The sequence below is a fragment of the Pseudomonas sp. VEM90 genome (genome assembly GCF_054611535.1).
In genome coordinates this window covers 193536-212167 of the sequence record NZ_JBTRAR010000006.1, presented here as the reverse complement: position 1 = coordinate 212167, position 18632 = coordinate 193536, and the positions used below count along the sequence as shown (strand labels likewise).

18 protein-coding genes and 1 rRNA gene are annotated in these 18632 nt (G+C 62.2%); 15 read left to right on the top strand and 4 right to left on the bottom strand.

What is annotated here, in order from left to right; all coding sequences use genetic code 11:
* Positions 1-191 precede the first annotated feature (191 nt).
* The 4 genes from rrf to ACYCCG_RS08860 all read left to right on the top strand — a co-directional run bounded on the left by rrf (position 192) and on the right by ACYCCG_RS08860 (position 4169).
* A 5S ribosomal RNA gene (rrf, locus tag ACYCCG_RS08875) occupies positions 192-307 on the top strand.
* Between the two features lie 299 nt (positions 308-606).
* Positions 607-1266: a paraquat-inducible protein A gene (locus ACYCCG_RS08870; RefSeq protein WP_209968147.1), complete on the top strand. Its 660-nt coding sequence runs from the start codon at positions 607-609 to the stop codon at positions 1264-1266.
* Positions 1253-1876, top strand: coding sequence for a paraquat-inducible protein A (locus ACYCCG_RS08865; protein ID WP_209968145.1), 624 nt, complete (start codon positions 1253-1255; stop codon positions 1874-1876). The genes ACYCCG_RS08870 and ACYCCG_RS08865 overlap by 14 nt, the downstream gene beginning before the upstream one ends.
* Positions 1869-4169, top strand: a complete 2301-nt coding sequence (locus ACYCCG_RS08860) for a PqiB family protein (RefSeq protein ID WP_209968143.1) — start codon at positions 1869-1871, stop codon at positions 4167-4169. Before ACYCCG_RS08865 ends, ACYCCG_RS08860 begins: the two co-directional genes overlap by 8 nt.
* Before the next feature lie 247 nt (positions 4170-4416).
* Here ACYCCG_RS08860 and rpsT read toward each other — a convergent pair whose 3' ends face one another.
* Positions 4417-4695 carry a 30S ribosomal protein S20 gene (rpsT, locus tag ACYCCG_RS08855; RefSeq protein ID WP_003247625.1) on the bottom strand — a complete coding sequence of 93 codons (279 nt, stop codon included), beginning with the start codon at positions 4693-4695 and terminating at the stop codon, positions 4417-4419.
* A gap of 250 nt (positions 4696-4945) precedes the next feature.
* On the opposite strand from rpsT, the gene murJ reads away from it, so the two are divergent.
* The 6 genes from murJ to ispH all read left to right on the top strand — a co-directional run bounded on the left by murJ (position 4946) and on the right by ispH (position 12281).
* A complete protein-coding gene (murJ, locus tag ACYCCG_RS08850) occupies positions 4946-6484 on the top strand; it encodes a murein biosynthesis integral membrane protein MurJ (protein ID WP_129933645.1) in 1539 nt (512 codons plus the stop codon).
* A 118-nt stretch (positions 6485-6602) separates the two neighbouring features.
* A complete protein-coding gene (ribF, locus tag ACYCCG_RS08845) occupies positions 6603-7553 on the top strand; it encodes a bifunctional riboflavin kinase/FAD synthetase (protein ID WP_339444556.1) in 951 nt (316 codons plus the stop codon).
* Complete coding sequence (gene ileS, locus ACYCCG_RS08840; protein WP_339444555.1) at positions 7550-10381, top strand: isoleucine--tRNA ligase; 2832 nt, start codon at positions 7550-7552, stop codon at positions 10379-10381. Before ribF ends, ileS begins: the two co-directional genes overlap by 4 nt.
* The gene (gene lspA / locus ACYCCG_RS08835; RefSeq protein WP_176685739.1) at positions 10374-10889 is read left to right on the top strand and encodes a signal peptidase II; all 516 of its coding nucleotides are present in this window, start codon (positions 10374-10376) and stop codon (positions 10887-10889) included. The genes ileS and lspA overlap by 8 nt, the downstream gene beginning before the upstream one ends.
* A complete protein-coding gene (gene fkpB, locus ACYCCG_RS08830) occupies positions 10882-11319 on the top strand; it encodes an FKBP-type peptidyl-prolyl cis-trans isomerase (RefSeq protein WP_010951871.1) in 438 nt (145 codons plus the stop codon). The genes lspA and fkpB overlap by 8 nt, the downstream gene beginning before the upstream one ends.
* Positions 11320-11333: 14 nt before the next feature.
* Positions 11334-12281 (top strand): 4-hydroxy-3-methylbut-2-enyl diphosphate reductase, encoded by a 948-nt coding sequence (gene ispH, locus ACYCCG_RS08825; protein WP_401102169.1) that lies wholly within the window; start codon positions 11334-11336, stop codon positions 12279-12281.
* A 76-nt stretch (positions 12282-12357) separates the two neighbouring features.
* On the opposite strand, the gene ACYCCG_RS08820 is transcribed toward ispH, so the two are convergent.
* Positions 12358-12840: a GspH/FimT family pseudopilin gene (locus ACYCCG_RS08820; protein ID WP_339444553.1), complete on the bottom strand. Its 483-nt coding sequence runs from the start codon at positions 12838-12840 to the stop codon at positions 12358-12360.
* A gap of 109 nt (positions 12841-12949) precedes the next feature.
* Between ACYCCG_RS08820 and ACYCCG_RS08815 the strand changes: the two genes are divergently transcribed.
* Genes ACYCCG_RS08815 through thiO form a run of 5 tightly spaced genes read left to right on the top strand, consistent with a single transcriptional unit; the run spans position 12950 to position 15777 of the window.
* Complete coding sequence (locus ACYCCG_RS08815; protein WP_014589583.1) at positions 12950-13132, top strand: prepilin-type N-terminal cleavage/methylation domain-containing protein; 183 nt, start codon at positions 12950-12952, stop codon at positions 13130-13132.
* On the top strand, positions 13129-13773 hold the full coding sequence (locus ACYCCG_RS08810) for a PilW family protein (RefSeq protein ID WP_176685741.1): 645 nt from the start codon (positions 13129-13131) through the stop codon (positions 13771-13773). The genes ACYCCG_RS08815 and ACYCCG_RS08810 overlap by 4 nt, the downstream gene beginning before the upstream one ends.
* Entirely contained in the window at positions 13770-14234 is a 465-nt protein-coding gene (locus ACYCCG_RS08805; RefSeq protein ID WP_176685742.1) for a hypothetical protein, read from the top strand. The genes ACYCCG_RS08810 and ACYCCG_RS08805 overlap by 4 nt, the downstream gene beginning before the upstream one ends.
* A gap of 1 nt (position 14235) precedes the next feature.
* Entirely contained in the window at positions 14236-14625 is a 390-nt protein-coding gene (locus ACYCCG_RS08800; protein WP_176685743.1) for a type IV pilin protein, read from the top strand.
* Positions 14626-14679: 54 nt separating this feature from the next.
* Complete coding sequence (gene thiO / locus ACYCCG_RS08795; RefSeq protein ID WP_176685744.1) at positions 14680-15777, top strand: glycine oxidase ThiO; 1098 nt, start codon at positions 14680-14682, stop codon at positions 15775-15777.
* 76 nt (positions 15778-15853) lie between these two features.
* Here thiO and ACYCCG_RS08790 read toward each other — a convergent pair whose 3' ends face one another.
* Entirely contained in the window at positions 15854-17263 is a 1410-nt protein-coding gene (locus ACYCCG_RS08790) for an amidase (RefSeq protein WP_339444552.1), read from the bottom strand.
* 1 nt (position 17264) lies between these two features.
* On the bottom strand, positions 17265-18542 hold the full coding sequence (locus ACYCCG_RS08785) for a Zn-dependent hydrolase (protein WP_392461573.1): 1278 nt from the start codon (positions 18540-18542) through the stop codon (positions 17265-17267).
* Positions 18543-18632 lie beyond the last annotated feature (90 nt).

Sequence of the window (18632 nt, the reverse complement as noted above, 5' to 3'; positions counted from 1 at the left end):
TGTGTAAGCGCTGTGAGGCGTTGAGCTAACCAATACTAATTGCCCGTGAGGCTTGACCATATAACACCCAAGCAATTTGCTGACGCAGATTGCGGTGGTGAAGACGAAAGACCCGAAAATTCGTAAGGCCACAAATATCGCATATCCGGATTCGCTGGGCTGTCCATCTGGACATTCTGGCTACAGAATTTCTTGACGACCATAGAGCATTGGAACCACCTGATCCCATCCCGAACTCAGTAGTGAAACGATGCATCGCCGATGGTAGTGTGGGGTTTCCCCATGTGAGAGTAGGTCATCGTCAAGATTCATTTCGCAAAACCCCTATCTGCGCATGCAGGTAGGGGTTTTGTCTTTGTGGGAAAAAAAGCCAGGGCTTGTTTGAATCACTGTGGGCATGCCGTGAAGCAGGCAACTCGGTGGAGGGCACCGGCTTCGCCGGTGTTCGCGGGTAAACCCGCTCCTACAGGGTTCGCGGGTAAACCCGTTCCTACAGGGAAGGGTGCAACGCCAGGCAGGGGCGCATACCCTCCAGGCCAACGTCGCCTCCCATAATTCGAGCCAGAACACTAGAATAGCCCTCACGCACCTATTCAGAAGCGCCCTATGTCCAATTCTGTCGAACCTGAAACCCTGGCCCAGCTGCCGTTGGACGAGCTTGTCGCCTGCCATGAATGCGACCTGCTGCTGCGCAAGCCAGTGCTGCAGCACGATGAGAAGGCCCAATGCCCGCGCTGCGGCTACGAGCTCTATGCCCACCGGCACAATGTGGTCAATCGCAGCCTGGCCCTGGTACTGGCAGCCCTTTTGCTGTTCGTGCCGGCCAATTTTCTGCCGATCATGCAGTTGCACCTGCTTGGTCAGACTTCGGACGATACCGTCTGGAGTGGCGTGCTCGGCTTGTACAACTCGGGAATGCGCGGTGTTGCCGTGGTGGTGTTGCTCTGCAGCATGGTCATTCCACTGGCGAAACTGCTCTGCCAACTGGCCGTCCTGTTGAGCATCCGCCTGAACTTCGGGCGTGACTACGGCCTGGTCTTCTACCGCATCTATCACCACCTGCGTGACTGGGGCATGCTCGAGGTCTATTTCATGGGGGTGCTGGTGGCCATCGTCAAACTGGTGGATCTGGCCGAACTCACCGTGGGCCTGGGGCTGTTCTGTTTCATCAGTCTGTTATTGATCCAGGTGTGGCTCGAGGTGGTGATGTCGCCCCACCAGATCTGGAGTGCGTTATCAGGGGAGGACCTGCATGCGGGCGATTGACGCAGGCATTCTTGTCTGCAATGAGTGTCACGAACTGAACAGGCGAGAGGACGGCAGTACTGCGCAAACCTGCACACGCTGCGGCGCTATTGTGCATGCACGCCGGCCGAACAGTATTGTGCGTACCTGGGCGTTGCTGATTGCGGCGTCGATCCTCTACATCCCGGCCAACATACTGCCGATCATGACCGTGAGCACCCTCGGTCAGGGCAGTCCGGACACCATCATGTCCGGTGTCATCACCCTGCTCAAGCACGGCATGGTGCCCATTGCGGCTGTGGTGTTCATTGCCAGTATCCTGGTCCCCACCTTCAAGCTGGTGGGCATCGGCCTGCTGTTGTACTCCGTTCAGCGGCGGCAACCGCTTTCAGCCCGACAGCGGATATTGATGTACCGCTTCATCGAATTCATTGGGCGCTGGTCCATGCTGGACATCTTCGTCATTGCCATCCTGGTGGCAGTGGTGAATTTTGGCCGAATAGCCAGTGTCGAAGCCAACCTGGGTGCTGTCGCCTTCGCAACTGTGGTGATCCTGACAATGCTTGCCGCTTTAACTTTCGATCCCCGACTGATTTGGGATAACACGGAGTCGGATGACGACCATGAGTGACCTGCCAACGGCTAAAACCCGCCCAGCCTCGAACTGGTCGGCCATCTGGATCCTGCCCTTGATTGCACTGATGATCGGTGGCTGGCTCGCGTGGCAGGCCTACCGCGACGCTGGCGTGGAAATTGAAGTCCGCTTCGAGTCGGGAGAGGGTATCGTCGCCAACAAGACCGAGGTCATCTACAAGGGTATGCCAGTTGGCAAGGTGAAAAGCCTGGTGCTCGACGCCAAGGGCGACACGCAGGGGGTGATCGCCACCATCGAGATGAACAAAGCCGCCGAGCCCCATCTGAACAAAGGCACGCGTTTCTGGCTGGTGAAGCCGAGTGTCAGTCTGGCCGGTATATCTGGCCTTGAAACACTGGTGTCGGGTAACTACATCGCCGTTAGTCCGGGGGAGGGGGAGCGTACCAAGCGCTTCATTGCATTGGAGGTGGCGCCACCGCTCTCGGACTCGGAACCAGGCCTGCACCTGACCCTCAAGGCCGACAGGCTGGGCTCGCTCAACCGGGACAGCCCGGTGTTCTACAAGCAGATTCAGGTTGGCCGGGTGAAAAGCTACCGCCTGTCCGAGGACCAGAGCACCGTAGAGGTGAAAGTCTTCATCGAGCCGGCCTACGCCAGCCTGGTGCGTAAGCACACGCGTTTCTGGAACGCCAGCGGTGTCAGCATCGATGCTTCACTTTCGGGTGTGAAGGTGCGCAGTGAGTCGTTGTCGAGCATTGTGGCGGGTGGTATCGCCTTCGCCACGCCGGAGTACCGCAAGGACAGCCCACCCACCGATCCGAGCCTGCCGTTCCGCCTGTACGAGGACTTCGATGCCGCCCAGGCGGGTATCCGGGTAAAAGTGAAGCTGAACGATTATGAGGGGCTGCAGGCGGGTCGCACGCCCGTCATGTACAAAGGCATCCAGGTGGGCTCGCTGAAAGCCCTGAAGATGGAAGACAACCTGGCCAGCGCTTCGGCTGAGCTGACACTCGACCCGCTGGCCGAGGACTACCTGGTAGAGGGGACGCAGTTCTGGGTGGTCAAGCCGTCGATTTCCCTGGCGGGAATCACTGGCCTGGAAGCGCTGGTCAAAGGTAACTACATCGCCATTCGTCCAGGTGAGAAGGGCGCACGGCCAGAGCGTGAGTTCGAGGCGCGTGCCAAGGCGCCGCCGCTCGACCTCAAGGCGCCGGGCCTGCACATGGTGTTGTTCGCCGACACCTTGGGTTCGCTGGAAATCGGCAGCCCGGTGATGTATCGCCAGGTGAAGGTGGGTAGCGTGCAGAGCTATCAGTTCGCCCGTAACAGCAACCGCATCTTGATCGGTGTGCATATCGAGAAGGAGTACGAGAAGCTGGTCAATGGTTCGTCGCGCTTCTGGAATGTCAGTGGGATCACCCTGACCGGCGGCCTGTCGGGCATCAAGATCAAGAGTGAGTCGCTGCAAACACTGATGGCCGGCGGTATTGCGTTCGATACGCCACGGCCCGATGTACCGCTGAAGCGACACATTCCACGCTTCCGCCTGCATGACAGTCAGGAGGCGGTAAACCGTGCGGGTACGTTGATCACCATCCGTGTAGAGCGTGCCGATGGCCTGAAGCCGGGCACGGCCATCCGCTTCCGCGGCCTGGATGTGGGCAGTATCGAGAGTGTCGACCTCACCGATGACCTGCAGGCGGTGCTGCTGCGGGCGCGGATTACCGAAGCGGCGGATCGTATTGCCCGTGCCGGGACGCAGTTCTGGGTGGTCAAGCCGGCCCTGGGCCTGGTGCGCACTGAAAACCTCGACACTCTGATTGGTGGGCAGTACCTGGAGGTGCAGCCAGCAGCCAAGGACCGTGGGCCACAGCGCGATTTCATCGCCTTGGCAGATGCCCCGCAGGTAGCAGGGCCAGAGGTCGGCCTGCCATTGACGCTCAGTGCGCCACGCCGCGGCTCGATCAAGCCGGGTGTGCCGGTTACTTATCGTGAGGTCAAGGTGGGCAAGGTGACAGGCTTCGAGCTGGGCCAGAGCGCTGACCGCGTGCTGATTCATATCCTCATCGAGCCGCGCTATGCCGCCTTGGTGCGCAGCGGTAGCCGCTTCTGGAACAGCAGTGGTTTCGGTTTCGACTGGGGGCTGTTCAAGGGGGCTACAGTGCATACCGAGTCGGTGGAAACCCTGATCGATGGCGGTATCGCCTTCGCAACGCCAGATGGCGAGCAGATGGGTAACCCGGCACGGCCGCGGCAGACCTTTGCCTTGTTCGACAAGGCCGAGGATGAATGGCTGCAGTGGGCACCGAAGATTCAGATCGCCAAGTGATGTAAAAGTAGGGCCGCCAAGCGCGGCCCCGCTTTTTTGTGGGAGCGGCCTTGCGTCGCGAAAGGGGCGCGTAGCGGCCCCTCGGTTTCAGCGCAGAAGCTGAGATTGCCGGGGCTGCTCCGCAGCCCTTTCGCGACACAAGGCCGCTCCCACAGAGATCGAGTCCCACATGGAGCTGTGCCTGCAAGCATAAATCGCAGGCAACAAAAAGCCGACCCTAGGGTCGGCTTTTCGACTTGCACGTCGCTTAGGCAGCTGCAGCTTCTTTCAGCGCCTTGATGTGGCCATTCAGACGGCCTTTGTGACGAGCAGCCTTGTTCTTGTGGATGATACCCTTGTCGGCCATACGGTCGATTACAGGTACAGCCAGAACGTAAGCGGCTTGCGCTTTTTCGGCGTCTTTTGCGTCGATGGCTTTGACTACATTCTTGATGTAGGTGCGAACCATGGAACGCAGGCTGGCGTTGTGGCTGCGACGCTTCTCAGCCTGTTTTGCACGTTTCTTGGCGGAAGGTGTGTTGGCCACCGTCGAGCTCCTCGAAAGACTTTAGGTAAATAGCAAACAAAATAGGCCGCGAATCATGCCGATCAGTCGAGCGGATGTCAAGGCCACCTGCAAGGTTCCGCCGAGCGGTGCGCCAACAGGTAGGAAAGATTCCTTTCTGCTGCGCGACCTGTACACTCGGGAATTTTTGGCTCCCCTGCGAAGGCGCGGGAGTATCGCACATTCGGACGCTGTCTGGCAGCGTCCTCTGTCATTGGCGTGAATCTTTTCGATGAACCTGCTCAAATCCCTGGCTGCAGTAAGCTCGATCACCATGATTTCGCGGGTGCTGGGCTTTGTTCGCGACACCATCCTGGCCCGTATCTTCGGTGCTGGTGTCGCTACCGACGCCTTCTTCATCGCGTTCAAACTGCCCAACCTGTTGCGGCGCATCTTCGCCGAAGGTGCATTCTCCCAGGCCTTCGTGCCGATTCTGGCCGAGTACAAGACCCAGCAGGGCGAGGAGGCGACGCGAACCTTCATTGCCTATGTCAGCGGCCTTCTGACCCTGGTGCTGGCCCTGGTGACCGCCATCGGCATCCTCGCTGCACCGTGGGTGGTGTGGGCGACTGCCCCGGGTTTTGTCGACAGCACCGAAAAATACGAGCTGACCACCGACCTGTTGCGGGTGACGTTTCCTTATATATTCCTGATCTCGCTGTCTTCCCTGGCCGGCGCGATCCTCAATACCTGGAACCGCTTTTCGGTGCCGGCCTTTACGCCCACCCTGCTGAACGTGGCGATGATCGCCTTCGCCGTGTTGCTGACGCCGTACTTCAACCCGCCAATCATGGCGTTGGCCTGGGGCGTGCTGGCGGGTGGCCTGGCGCAGTTGCTGTACCAGCTGCCAGCGCTGAAGAAGATCGGCATGCTCGTGCTGCCGCGTCTGAATCTCAAGGACGCGGGTGTGTGGCGGGTACTGAAGCAGATGCTGCCGGCGATCCTGGGGGTGTCGGTGAGCCAGATCTCGCTGATCATCAACACCATCTTTGCCTCCTTCCTGGTGGCCGGCTCGGTGTCGTGGATGTACTACGCCGACCGCCTCATGGAGCTGCCTTCGGGCGTGCTGGGCGTGGCCCTGGGCACCATCCTGCTGCCCACCCTGGCCAAGACCTACGCCAACAAGGATCGCGAGGAGTACTCGCGGATTCTCGACTGGGGCCTGCGCCTGTGCTTCTTGCTGGTGCTGCCCTGCACACTGGCTTTGGCCATTCTTGCCGAACCGCTGACCGTTGCTTTGTTTCAATATGGCAAGTTCAGCGCGTTTGATGCGGCAATGACCCAGCGAGCGCTGATCGCCTATTCCGTGGGCTTGCTGGCGATCATTCTGATCAAGGTACTGGCACCTGGCTTCTACGCGCAGCAGAATATCCGCACGCCGGTGAAGATCGCAGTCTTTACCCTGGTCTGCACCCAGCTGTTCAACCTTGCCCTGGTCGGCCCGCTTGCACATGCCGGCCTGGCATTGGCGATCAGCCTCGGTGCCTGCCTGAATGCCGGTTTGCTGTTCTGGAAGCTGCGCAGTCAGCAGCTGTTCGAGCCTCAGCCAGGCTGGGCAGTGTTCCTGCTCAAGCTTGTGTTGGCGGTGGCACTGATGTCGGCAGTACTGCTGGCGGGCATGCATTATATGCCGGCCTGGGAGCAGGGCATCATGCTTGAGCGCTTCCTGCGGCTTGGGGCGCTGATCCTGGCGGGTGTCGTGACGTATTTTGGCTGCCTGTACCTGTGCGGCTTCCGGCCCCGGCATTTCGCTCGCAAGGCCTTGCACTGAGGCTTTGGGCGGGTCAGGCGTCGGTTTTTCGCATTCCACGCCGCCCTTGGGCGCTGCTGCCTGTCACCAGCGCCCGGGTGTGGTTATAATCGGCCACTTTATGAGCAAGAAGCGCGTTATGCAGCTGGTTCGAGGTCTTCACAACCTGCGCCCCGAGCACCGGGGCTGTGTCGCCACCATTGGCAACTTCGACGGGGTTCACCGCGGCCACCAGGCAATCCTGGCGCGCCTGCGCGAGCGCGGTCAGGCCTTGGGCCTGCCGACCTGCGTGGTGATCTTCGAACCGCAACCACGCGAGTACTTCGCACCCGATACCGCGCCGGCACGCCTGGCTCGGCTGCGCGACAAGATCGAGCTGCTGGCGACCGAAGGCATCGACCGGGTGCTGTGCCTGGCGTTCAACCAGCGTCTGAGCAAGCTCAGCGCCGATGCCTTCGTCAAGGCCATTCTGGTCGACGGTCTGGGCGTGCGTCATCTCGAAGTGGGCGATGACTTCCGCTTCGGCTGCGATCGCGCTGGCGACTTCGTTTTCCTGGTCGAGGCCGGCAACGCGTACGGCTTTACCGTCGAGGCCGCCAACACGGTCATCCAGGATGGCCTGCGGGTCAGCAGCACCGAAGTGCGCAAGGCCTTGTCCGAGGGCGACTTCGAGCTGGCCGAACACCTGCTGGGCCGCCCGTACCGCATTACAGGCCGCGTGCTGCACGGCCAGAAGCTGGCCCGCCAGCTCGGCACACCAACCGCCAACATCCAGCTCAAGCGCCGCCGCGTGCCGCTGTCCGGGGTATACCTGGCCAGCATCGTGATCGACGGCAAAGCTTGGCCGGGTGTCGGCAATATCGGCGTGCGCCCCACCGTTGCCGGTGATGGGCGCCCGCACCTGGAGATTCATCTTCTGGACTTTGCCGGCGATCTTTACGGCCGGCGCCTGACGGTGGAGTTCCACCACAAGCTGCGTGAAGAGCAGCGATTCGCCTCCCTGGAGGCGCTGAAGTCGGCGATCGATGCGGATATCGCCGCCGCACGTGCACATTGGCACGCTCAACCGCTAACGAAGAGCCTGAAATGACCGACTACAAAGCCACGCTTAACCTTCCGGACACCGCCTTCCCCATGAAGGCCGGCCTGCCTCAGCGCGAACCGCAGATCCTGCAGCGCTGGGACAGCATTGGCCTGTACCAGAAGCTGCGCGAAATTGGCAAGGATCGTCCCAAGTTCGTCCTGCACGACGGCCCGCCCTATGCCAACGGCAAGATTCATATCGGTCATGCGTTGAACAAGATCCTCAAGGACATGATCGTCCGTTCCAAGACCCTGGCCGGCTTCGATGCGCCGTACGTGCCAGGCTGGGACTGCCACGGCCTGCCGATCGAGCACAAGGTCGAGGTTACCCACGGCAAGCACCTTTCCGCTGATCGTACCCGCGAGCTGTGCCGCGAGTACGCTGCCGAGCAGATCGAAGGGCAGAAGACCGAGTTCATCCGCCTGGGCGTACTGGGTGACTGGGACAACCCATACAAGACCATGAACTTCGCCAACGAGGCCGGTGAAATCCGCGCCTTGGCCGAAATGGTCAAGCAAGGCTTCGTGTTCAAGGGCCTGAAGCCGGTGAACTGGTGCTTTGACTGCGGTTCGGCGCTGGCTGAAGCGGAAGTCGAGTACGCCGACAAGAAGTCGCAGACCATCGACGTGGCCTTCCCGGTTGCCGATGACGCCAAGCTCGCCGCCGCCTTCGGTCTGGCCTCGCTGGCCAAGCCGGCCGCCATCGTGATCTGGACCACCACCCCGTGGACCATCCCGGCCAACCAGGCCCTGAATATCCACCCGGAGTTCACGTACGCCCTGGTCGACACCGGCGAGCGCCTGCTGGTGCTGGCTGAAGAGCTGGTCGAGTCGTGCCTGAAACGCTACAACCTGGAAGGCTCGGTCCTGGCCACCGCCCAAGGTTCGGCGCTGGAACTGATCAACTTCCGCCATCCGTTCTACGATCGCCTGTCGCCAATCTACCTGGCCGACTACGTCGAGCTGGGCGCCGGTACCGGCGTGGTGCATTCCTCGCCAGCCTACGGTGAAGACGACTTCGTCACCTGCAAGCGCTACGGCATGGTCAATGACGACATCCTCACCCCGGTGCAGAGCAACGGCGTGTATGTCGATTCGCTGCCCTTCTTCGGCGGCCAGTTCATCTGGAAGGCCAACCCGGCCATCGTCGAGAAGCTGAGCGAAGTCGGTGCGCTGATGCACACCGAAACCATCAGCCACAGCTACATGCACTGCTGGCGCCACAAGACCCCGCTGATCTACCGCGCCACCGCGCAGTGGTTCGTGGGCATGGACAAGCAGCCGACCACCGGCGAGCCGCTGCGTGAGCGTGCGCTTAAAGCCATCGAAGACACCAAGTTCGTTCCGGCCTGGGGCCAGGCGCGCCTGCACGCGATGATCGCCAACCGCCCGGACTGGTGCATCTCGCGTCAGCGCAACTGGGGTGTGCCGATCCCGTTCTTCCTGCACAAGCAGACCGGCGAGCTGCATCCACGCACTGTCGAGCTGATGGAGGAAGTGGCCAAGCGTGTCGAGCAGCAAGGCATCGAGGCCTGGTTCAAGCTGGACGCCGCTGAACTGCTGGGTGCTGAAGCCGACCAGTACGACAAGATCGCCGACACCCTCGACGTGTGGTTCGACTCGGGCACCACCCACTGGCATGTGCTGCGTGGCTCGCACGACATTGGCCACACTACCGGCCCGCGCGCCGACCTGTACCTGGAAGGTTCGGACCAGCACCGCGGCTGGTTCCACTCTTCCTTGCTGACCGGTTGTGCCATCGATAACCATGCGCCATATCGCGAGCTGCTGACCCACGGCTTCACCGTGGATGAAAACGGCCGCAAGATGTCCAAGTCGCTGGGCAACACCATCGAACCGGAGAAGGTCAACAACACCCTGGGTGCCGATATCCTGCGCCTGTGGGTTTCGGCCACCGACTATTCCGGTGAAATGGCCGTTTCCGAGCAGATCCTGCAGCGCAGTGCCGACGCCTACCGGCGTATCCGCAATACCGCACGCTTCCTGCTGTCCAACCTGTCCGGCTTCGACCCGGCCCGCGACCTGCTGGCCCCGGAAGACATGCTGGCGCTGGACCGCTGGGCCGTGGACCGTACCCTGCTGCTGCAACGCGAGCTGGAAGAGCACTACAGTGAGTACCGTTTCTGGAACGTCTACTCCAAAGTGCACAACTTCTGCGTACAGGAGCTGGGCGGCTTCTACCTCGACATCATCAAGGACCGCCAGTACACCACCGGCGCCAACAGTGTCGCCCGCCGTTCCTGCCAGACTGCGCTGTACCACATCAGCGAAGCGCTGGTGCGCTGGATCGCGCCGATCCTGGCATTCACCGCCGACGAAATCTGGCAGTACCTGCCGGGCGAGCGCAACGAGTCGGTGATGCTCAACGGCTGGTACGAAGGCCTGAGCGAGCTGCCGGAAGGCACCGAGCTGGGCCGCGCTTACTGGGACCGCGTGATGGCGGTGAAGGCATCGGTGAACAAAGAGCTGGAAAACCAGCGTACCGCCAAGGTCATTGGTGGCAACCTGCAGGCTGAAGTTACCCTGTACGCCGACGAAGGCCTGAGTGCCGACCTGGGCAAGCTCGGCGACGAGCTGCGCTTCGTGCTGATCACCTCGGCCGCCAGCGTGGTGCCATTCGCACAGGCGCCGGCCGAAGCCGTAGCCACTGAGGTCGAAGGCCTCAAGCTGAAAGTGGTCAAGTCCGGCCACACCAAGTGCGGCCGTTGCTGGCACTTCCGCGCCGACGTTGGCAGCCATCCGGAACACCCGGAAATCTGCGGCCGTTGTGTCGACAACCTGACCGGCTCGGGTGAGGTACGCCACTATGCCTAACCCTGCAGCGGGGCGCTTCGGGCGCCTTGCATGGCTGTGGCTGAGCTTGCTGGTCCTGGTCGTCGACCAGGCCACCAAGCTGTACTTCAACAACACCCTGACCATGTACCAGCAGATCGTGGTCATTCCTGACTACTTCAGCTGGACCCTGGCCTACAACACCGGTGCTGCGTTCAGCTTCCTGGCTGACGGTGCGGGTTGGCAGCGCTGGTTGTTCGCCCTGATCGCCGTGGTGGTCAGCGCGGTGCTGGTGGTGTGGCTCAAGCGCCTGGGGCGCAACGAGACCTGGCTGGCCGTGGCGCTGGCGCTGGTGCTGGGTGGGGCGATTGGCAACCTGTACGACCGCATCGTGCTGGGCCATGTGGTCGACTTCATCCTGGTGCACTGGCAGAACCGCCATTACTTCCCGGCCTTCAACGTGGCCGACAGCGCCATCACCGTTGGTGCGGTGATGCTGGCGCTGGATATGTTCAAGAGCAAGAAGTCTGAGGATCCGGTCCATGACTGACACCCGTATCGGCCAGAACACCGAAGTCACCCTGCACTTCGCGCTGCACCTGGAAAATGGCGATACCGTCGACAGCACGTTCGATAAAGCCCCGGCCACCTTCAAAGTGGGTGATGGCAACCTGCTGCCGGGCTTTGAAAACGCCCTGTTCGGCTTCAAGGCTGGTGACAAGCGCACCGTGGCAGTGGCCCCGGAGAACGCCTTCGGCCAGCCTAACCCGCAGAACGTGCAGGTCATGCCGAGGTCCAACTTCGAAGGCATGGAGTTGTCCGAAGGGCTGCTGATCATCTTCAACGACGCCGCCAACACCGAGCTGCCGGGTGTGGTCAAAGCGTTCGATGACGACCAGGTCACCATCGACTTCAATCACCCACTGGCTGGCAAGACCCTGACCTTCGAGGTGGAGATCCTCGAGGTGAAGGCCCTGTAAGCCTGGAGCCGAGCATGCAAATCAAACTCGCCAACCCTCGCGGCTTCTGCGCCGGGGTCGACCGGGCGATCGAGATCGTCAACCGCGCGCTGGAAGTCTTCGGCCCGCCGATCTATGTGCGTCACGAAGTGGTGCACAACAAGTTCGTGGTGGAAGACTTGCGTAACCGCGGCGCCATCTTTGTCGAAGAATTGGACCAGGTGCCGGACGATGTCATCGTCATCTTCAGTGCCCACGGTGTTTCCCAGGCTGTGCGCCAGGAAGCTGCTGGCCGTGGCTTGAAAGTGTTCGATGCCACCTGCCCGCTGGTGACCAAGGTTCACATCGAAGTGGCCAAGTACAGCCGCGATGGCCGTGAGTGCATTCTCATCGGCCACGAAGGGCACCCGGAAGTCGAAGGCACCATGGGCCAGTACGATGCCAGCAACGGCGGCGCCATCTACCTTGTCGAAGACGAGGAAGATGTGGCCAACCTGCAGGTGCGCGACCCGGACCACCTGGCTTTCGTCACCCAGACAACACTGTCGATGGACGACACCAGCCGCGTCATTGATGCTCTGCGTGCGCGTTTCCCGAACATCGGTGGCCCGCGCAAGGACGACATCTGCTACGCCACCCAGAACCGCCAGGATGCCGTCAAGCAACTGGCCGGCGAGAGCGACGTGGTGCTGGTGGTGGGCAGCCCGAACAGTTCCAACTCCAACCGTTTGCGCGAGTTGGCTGAGCGCATGGGCACCCCGGCCTACCTGATCGACGGTGCCGAGGACCTGCAACGCAGTTGGTTTGACCAGGCCGCGCGGATCGGCATCACCGCCGGTGCTTCTGCGCCCGAAGTGCTGGTGCGTGGCGTGATCGAACAGCTCAAGGCCTGGGGCGCCACTGGCGCTGAAGAGCTGGACGGGCGCGAAGAGAACATCACCTTTTCAATGCCCAAAGAGCTGCGGGTTCGCTCGCTGATCTGACGGGCAGCACCACCGCCAATGCAGGGGCTGCTTTGCAGCCCCTTCGCGACACAAGACCGCTCCTGCAATGACCGCGCTAGCAGCGGTCATTGCTCTGGTCCTCCGTAAGCAACCTGACTCTGCCGCTTGATGCCAGCGCCACCTGATTTCGGCTGCGAGCAGCGGCGCGTTCGCATATTTCCAGTGTTGCGCCCAACCAGCCGTTGCCCGATATCATTGGCACGCCCAGCGCACTGAATTTGAACTGCTCACCGCGGTTGCTGGTTATTTTCAGCGGCTTTGAAAGGCGCTGTTCGCGCAGCACCTGCCGGTTATGCTCCAGCACTACCCGCCAACCATTCCCCCAATTACCGTCCAGCGCCAGCACCAGCACCGGCTGGCCTTGCAGCATGGCATGGCTGCGTGCACTGCGCAGCGCCTGCGCCAGATCACGGGCAGCCGCCGCCCGGTGTAAGTCATCGCTCATTCTGGCGTAGGCCGGCATGCCCAATTGGGTCAGCAAAACCGCCACGGCCAAGGCCGACAAAATTTGTATCAGTGTTACGCCGCGTTGCTTCACCGTGCATTCCTCCCTGGACGTGCTTGGCTATAGCTTCCTGGCGGTTGGGCAAGAGGTCCAGTCGCCCAAGTTGAAAGCAATGACGGGAAAAGTCGCAGGAGGTGCAGGGATGCACGAAAGGCAAGGGGGCATGACGCTTCTGGAAGTGCTGTTGGCGGTTGTGGTCGTGGCCGTGGGTATGTTCGCCGCAGCGGGGCTGCAACTGCAGGCCTTGCAGGCTGTGGACAGTGCGCGTCGCAATGGGCAGGCGGCAATGGCGGCGCACAGCGAGCATGAACGGGGGCGTCGATGAGGCGCGGCCAACGTGGTTTGGGTTTGGTTGAGCTGATGTTGGCGCTGACGATCGGGTTGATGTTGTTGGCGGCCGCCAGTCAGCTCTTTGCATCGGCTCACCAGGCCTGGCGCCTGCAAAGTACTGCGCTGCGCATGCAGGATGAGGCGCGGCAGGCGTTGCTGCGCATGGCCCAGGATATTCGCATGGCCGGCATGTTTGGCTGTTTGCGCCTGAGACCTTCCGATTTCGATGACCCGGCATTACAGCAGGTCTTCGCTCGCCCCTTGGTGATCGAAGCGTCCACCCTCAGCCTGATCGTGGCGGAGTTGCCTGGGCAAGCTGGCCGACCTGACTGGTTTCTGCACACCGATTGCCTGACCAAAGCGTCTGTCGATGCAGCGCGCAAGGCTGGGGACCCACTGGTGTACCCGGTCAGCAGGTATGTCTACCAGTTCCAGGGCGATAAGCTGAGGTTCAAACGCGGAAACAGCAAATTTCAACCGTTGGTTGATAATGTGCAGGCGATGCGTGTAGAGCGTGTGCAGATGGTGGGGGGGGAACGGGTGGATATCAGCCTGACGCTTTACGAACCCACGCTCAAGGTTCAGCAGCGCCATGAGTTGAGCGTCGCAATCCGCAACCCGGTCCCCGCTTCATGACTCACCAGCGTGGCGTGGTTCTTCTACTGGCCTTGGTCCTGAGCGTCCTGCTGGGCCTGCTTGCCACATCTGCCCTGCGCGACGCGCTGGTGGAAACGCGGATGACCGGCTACCTGAGCGATGGCCTGATGGCGCTGGAAGAGGCTGAGGCCACTTTGCTGGCTGGGGTACGCGAACTTGAACGGGCGCCCCCTGACGTTTGTATCGCGTGCCTGCCACCGCCCAGGCCGCACGATCTGGTTGGGCAGTGGCAAGGTACCCAGACCGGCTTTTTCCAGCTGCAGAACCTGGGTGTCAGCACACGTGCCGCGCACATGCCCGAAGGGCAGCCGGTTAGCCTGTTCCGGATTACCGCCGTCAGCAAGCAAAGCCGCTCACGGCATGTGCTGGAAGCGGTCTACGCCGTGGCCGGCAATCAAACCCAACGCATCACCTGGCGGCAAAGATTGCGAGGAGACTGACATGCAGCAAGGCTTGAGCCTGATCGAGTTGTTGATTGTGCTGGCCGTGACCGGCATTCTGGCAGCCATTGCCTACCCCAGTTACAGCGACCAGCTTCGGCGAGCCGCGCGCAGCGAAGTGGTTGGCCTGCTGCATGATGCCGCCCTGCGCCTTGAGCGCCACCGCGTGCGCACTGGCCAATACGCCGAGGGCGACCTGGTCTTGCCCGAAGGTACCCGCTACTACAGCCTGCAGGCCCAGCGCGACAGTGACACCTTCACGCTGCGCGCCCGGCGGCTACCGCATGGGCTGATGGCGCAGGATGGCTGTGGCGATTTCCAGCTCGACCAGGCTGGCGTGCAGCACAATCCGGGCGCCGTTGAGCACGGCCCGCACTGTTGGGGAAGTTGAAGGTTCAATGATGCCCGGTGCATCGCGGTTTTACTTCAGGTGTTGGATCGACAGATGAGCAAGCAAGTAGTGGTGGTTGGTGGCGGGGTGATCGGCCTGCTGACGGCATTCAACCTGGCAGCCAAGGTCGGCCAGGTGGTGGTGTGCGATCAGGGCGAGGTTGGCCGAGAGTCGTCCTGGGCTGGCGGAGGCATTGTCTCGCCGTTGTACCCGTGGCGTTACAGCCCCGCCGTGACCGCTCTGGCGCACTGGTCGCAGGACTTTTATCCACAGCTGGGCGAGCGTCTGTTCGCCAGCACCGGGGTCGACCCCGAAGTTCACACCACCGGGCTGTACTGGCTCGACCTGGACGACGAGGCCGAAGCATTGGCCTGGGCCGCGCGCGAGCAGCGGCCGCTGAGTGCCGTGGATATTTCCGCGGCCTACGATGCGGTGCCGGTGCTGGGCCCGGGCTTCAAGCACGCCATCTACATGGCTGGCGTGGCCAATGTGCGCAACCCGCGCTTGGTCAAGTCGCTGAAGGCGGCGTTGCTGGCGCTGCCGAACGTGAGCTTGCGCGAACACTGCCAGATCACCGGCTTCGTGCAGGAAAAGGGGCGCGTGGCTGGTGTACAGACGGCTGATGGCGTACTGGCGGCGGATGAGGTTGTGCTCAGCGCAGGCGCCTGGAGTGGCGACCTGTTGCGTACCCTTGGCCTTGAACTGCCGGTGGAGCCCGTGAAGGGCCAGATGATCCTGTTCAAGTGCGCAGAAGACTTCTTGCCGAGCATGGTGCTGGCCAAGGGGCGCTATGCAATCCCGCGACGTGACGGGCACATTCTGGTGGGGAGCACGCTGGAGCATGCCGGGTATGACAAGACCCCGACCGGGGATGCTCTGGAAAGCCTGAAGGCATCGGCAGTGGAGTTGTTGCCTGAGCTTGAAGGCGCCACAGTGGTGGCGCACTGGGCGGGACTGCGGCCGGGGTCGCCAGAAGGCATCCCTTACATTGGGCCTGTGCCGGGGCATGAAGGGTTGTGGCTGAACTGCGGGCATTATCGCAATGGGCTGGTGCTGGCGCCGGCTTCGTGCCAGCTGTTTACCGATTTGCTGACAGGGGCCGAGCCGATTATCGACCCGGCGCCGTATGCGCCAGAAGGGCGTTTGGGCTGAGGACCTTTTCGCGGGTAAACCCGCTCCTGCACGAGCGGGTTCACCCGCGAAAGGGCCGCAGAAGCCAATACAGATTTCAGCCAGTAATCGGTGCTTGCAGGTGCCGGCTCGGATAATGCTGCTCATACACCTTGCACACCCGCAGCACTTGCTCATCGGCAAAGCGCCCGGCCACCACCTGCAGGCCCACCGGCAACCCTTCGCGGGTAAACCCGCAGGGCACCGAGGCTGCCGGCTGTTGGGTCAGGTTGAACGGATAGCTGAACGGCGTCCACTCCATCCATTGCGCCATCCCCGACCCAGGCGGCACGTTGTGTCCGGCTTCGAACGCCACCAACGGCAGCATCGGCGATACCAGCACGTCATATCGCTGATGAAAGGCATTCATCTTCGCAATCAATTCTGCCCGTGCCTCAAGCGCCTGGGTGTATTCGCCAAGGCTGATCTGTGCACCTTGTTCGGCAATCCAGCGCAGCCCCGGGTCAAGCAACGCTTTCTGCTCATCGCTCAAGGCACTGGCCAACCGCGCCGCACCGGCAAACCACAGGGTATTGAAGGTTTCCAGCGGGTCGCTGAAGCCCGGGTCCACTTCCTCTACCTGCGCACCCAGCCGCGCCAGGCGCTGCACCGCTTGCGCCACCAGTGCCTGGATCTGTGGGTCGACCTGCACGTAACCGAAATTGGCACTGTAGGCGATGCGTAGGCCGCTCAGATCTTGCTGCTGGCTGAGCCACGGCGCCTGCCGGGGTGCGCCGGCCAAACCGTCGCGGGCATCGGGGCGCGCTACGCAGTCGAGCATCAGCACCGAGTCGTCCACGGTACGCGTCATCGGCCCCAGGTGCGACAGCACGGTCATGGCGCTGGCCGGCCATTGCGGCACATAGCCGAAGGTCGGTTTGATGCCGAAGGTGCCGGTAAATGCGCAGGGGATGCGAATCGAACCACCGGCATCGCTGCCCTGATGCAGCACCCCCAGATTTAGCGCGGCTGCTGCTGCTGCACCGCCAGACGACCCCCCAGCAGTCAGCCTGGTATCCCACGGGTTGCGGGTAATGCCGTACAGCGGGTTGTCGGTCACGCCTTTCCAGCCGAACTCTGGCGTGGTGGTCTTGCCCACCAGCACTGCACCGGCTTCACGCATGAACGCAGAGACGGGCGCATCGACCTCCCATGGCCCGGTACCCGAGGTCGTACGCGAGCCCTTGCGGGTAGGCATGCCGCGGGTCAGGGTCAGGTCCTTGATCGAGGCGGGTACGCCATCCAGTCGGCCACAGGGCTGGCCGCGCTGCCAGCGTTGTTCGCTGGCGCGGGCGGCGGCGCGGGCACCCTCGTCATCCACATGGCAGTAGGCGTTGACCGCCGGGTTATGCAGGTCGATGCGCGCCAGCACATCGTCGACCACCTCGACGGGTGACAGCTGGCGGCGCTGGTACAGTTCAAGCAGTTCGGCGGCGGTGAGTTCGCCAATCGCGGTTTTCTGGGTCATCTTAACGGGCTCCCGGGTTGGCGGCCTGGAACATGGCGCGCAACAGGACGTCGCAGCCATCGGCCAGGTCCTGGGGCGCGGCATTTTCGATTTCGTTGTGGCTGATGCCACCTTCGCATGGCACGAAGATCATCCCGGCCGGGCCCAGTTCAGCGAGGAAGATCGCATCGTGACCGGCGCCGCTGACGATATCCATGTGGCTCAGGCCCAGCGCGCGCGCCCCCTGGCGCACGGCATCCACGCACTGCTCGGCGAAGTACAGCGGCGGGAAGTCGGCTGTCGGGGTCAGCTGATAGCTCAGGCCATGTTTCACCGTGCTGGTTTCGATGGCTGCGCGCACTTCGCTGACCATGGCGTCGAGGTGCCCAGGGTCGAGGTGGCGCAGGTCGATGGTCATGTGCACCTGGCCGGGGATAACGTTGCGAGAGCCTGGGTGCAAGGTCAGGCAGCCGACCGTGCCACAGGCATGTGGCTGGTGCGCGTGAGCGACGCGGTTGACCGCAGCCACCACCTCGGCAGCGCCGACCAATGCGTCCTTGCGCAGGTGCATGGGCGTGGGGCCAGCATGCGCCTCGACACCGGTCAGTACCAGGTCGAACCATTTCTGCCCCAGGCAGCCTTGGACCACGCCGATGGTGGTGCGTTGGTCTTCCAGCACCGGGCCTTGTTCGATATGGGCTTCGAAGTAGGCGCCCACGGCATGCCCGGTAGGCAGGCGCGCGCCGGCGTAACCGATGCGCTGTAGTTCCGCGCCAACCGACAGGCCTTGGTCGTCTACCTTGTCCAGGGTTTCCTGCAGGCCGAACTTACCGGCAAACACGCCCGAGCCCATCATGCAGGGCGGGAAGCGCGAACCTTCTTCGTTGGTCCATACCACCACTTCCAGCGAGGCCTCGGTGGTCAGGTGCAGGTCGTTGAGCGTACGCATCACTTCGAGGCCGGCCATGACGCCGTAGCAGCCATCGAACTTGCCGCCGGTGGGTTGGGTGTCGATGTGGCTGCCGGTCATGATCGGCGGCAGGGCAGGGTTGCGCCCGGGGCGGCGTGCGAAGATGTTGCCGATGGCGTCGACGCTGACCGTGCAGCCGGCCTCTTCGCACCAGTGGACGAACAGGTCGCGAGCCTGGCGGTCGAGGTCTGTCAGGGCCAGGCGGCATACGCCGCCCTTGGCAGTGGCGCCGAGTTGGGCCAGGTCCATCAATGATTGCCACAGGCGTTCGCGGTTGACCAACGGGCCTTGGCCGAGCAGGTGCTGCGAGGGATCGATGCGGGTGTTCATGGTTCATCTCTCCTGAAATTACGGGGTTGCTTGTACTGGCCTATTCGCGGGTGAACCCGCTCCTATAAAGGCCTCGCAGGGCTGAGGGTG

Coding starts and splice junctions, on each gene's coding strand:
- ACYCCG_RS08870 (WP_209968147.1), top strand. CDS start 607: ATGTCCAATTCTGTCGAACCTGAAACCCTGGCCCAGCTGCCGTTGGAC.
- ACYCCG_RS08865 (WP_209968145.1), top strand. CDS start 1,253: ATGCGGGCGATTGACGCAGGCATTCTTGTCTGCAATGAGTGTCACGAA.
- ACYCCG_RS08860 (WP_209968143.1), top strand. CDS start 1,869: ATGAGTGACCTGCCAACGGCTAAAACCCGCCCAGCCTCGAACTGGTCG.
- murJ (WP_129933645.1), top strand. CDS start 4,946: ATGAACCTGCTCAAATCCCTGGCTGCAGTAAGCTCGATCACCATGATT.
- ribF (WP_339444556.1), top strand. CDS start 6,603: ATGCAGCTGGTTCGAGGTCTTCACAACCTGCGCCCCGAGCACCGGGGC.
- ileS (WP_339444555.1), top strand. CDS start 7,550: ATGACCGACTACAAAGCCACGCTTAACCTTCCGGACACCGCCTTCCCC.
- lspA (WP_176685739.1), top strand. CDS start 10,374: ATGCCTAACCCTGCAGCGGGGCGCTTCGGGCGCCTTGCATGGCTGTGG.
- fkpB (WP_010951871.1), top strand. CDS start 10,882: ATGACTGACACCCGTATCGGCCAGAACACCGAAGTCACCCTGCACTTC.
- ispH (WP_401102169.1), top strand. CDS start 11,334: ATGCAAATCAAACTCGCCAACCCTCGCGGCTTCTGCGCCGGGGTCGAC.
- ACYCCG_RS08815 (WP_014589583.1), top strand. CDS start 12,950: ATGCACGAAAGGCAAGGGGGCATGACGCTTCTGGAAGTGCTGTTGGCG.
- ACYCCG_RS08810 (WP_176685741.1), top strand. CDS start 13,129: ATGAGGCGCGGCCAACGTGGTTTGGGTTTGGTTGAGCTGATGTTGGCG.
- ACYCCG_RS08805 (WP_176685742.1), top strand. CDS start 13,770: ATGACTCACCAGCGTGGCGTGGTTCTTCTACTGGCCTTGGTCCTGAGC.
- ACYCCG_RS08800 (WP_176685743.1), top strand. CDS start 14,236: ATGCAGCAAGGCTTGAGCCTGATCGAGTTGTTGATTGTGCTGGCCGTG.
- thiO (WP_176685744.1), top strand. CDS start 14,680: ATGAGCAAGCAAGTAGTGGTGGTTGGTGGCGGGGTGATCGGCCTGCTG.
- ACYCCG_RS08790 (WP_339444552.1), bottom strand. CDS start 17,263: ATGACCCAGAAAACCGCGATTGGCGAACTCACCGCCGCCGAACTGCTT.
- ACYCCG_RS08785 (WP_392461573.1), bottom strand. CDS start 18,542: ATGAACACCCGCATCGATCCCTCGCAGCACCTGCTCGGCCAAGGCCCG.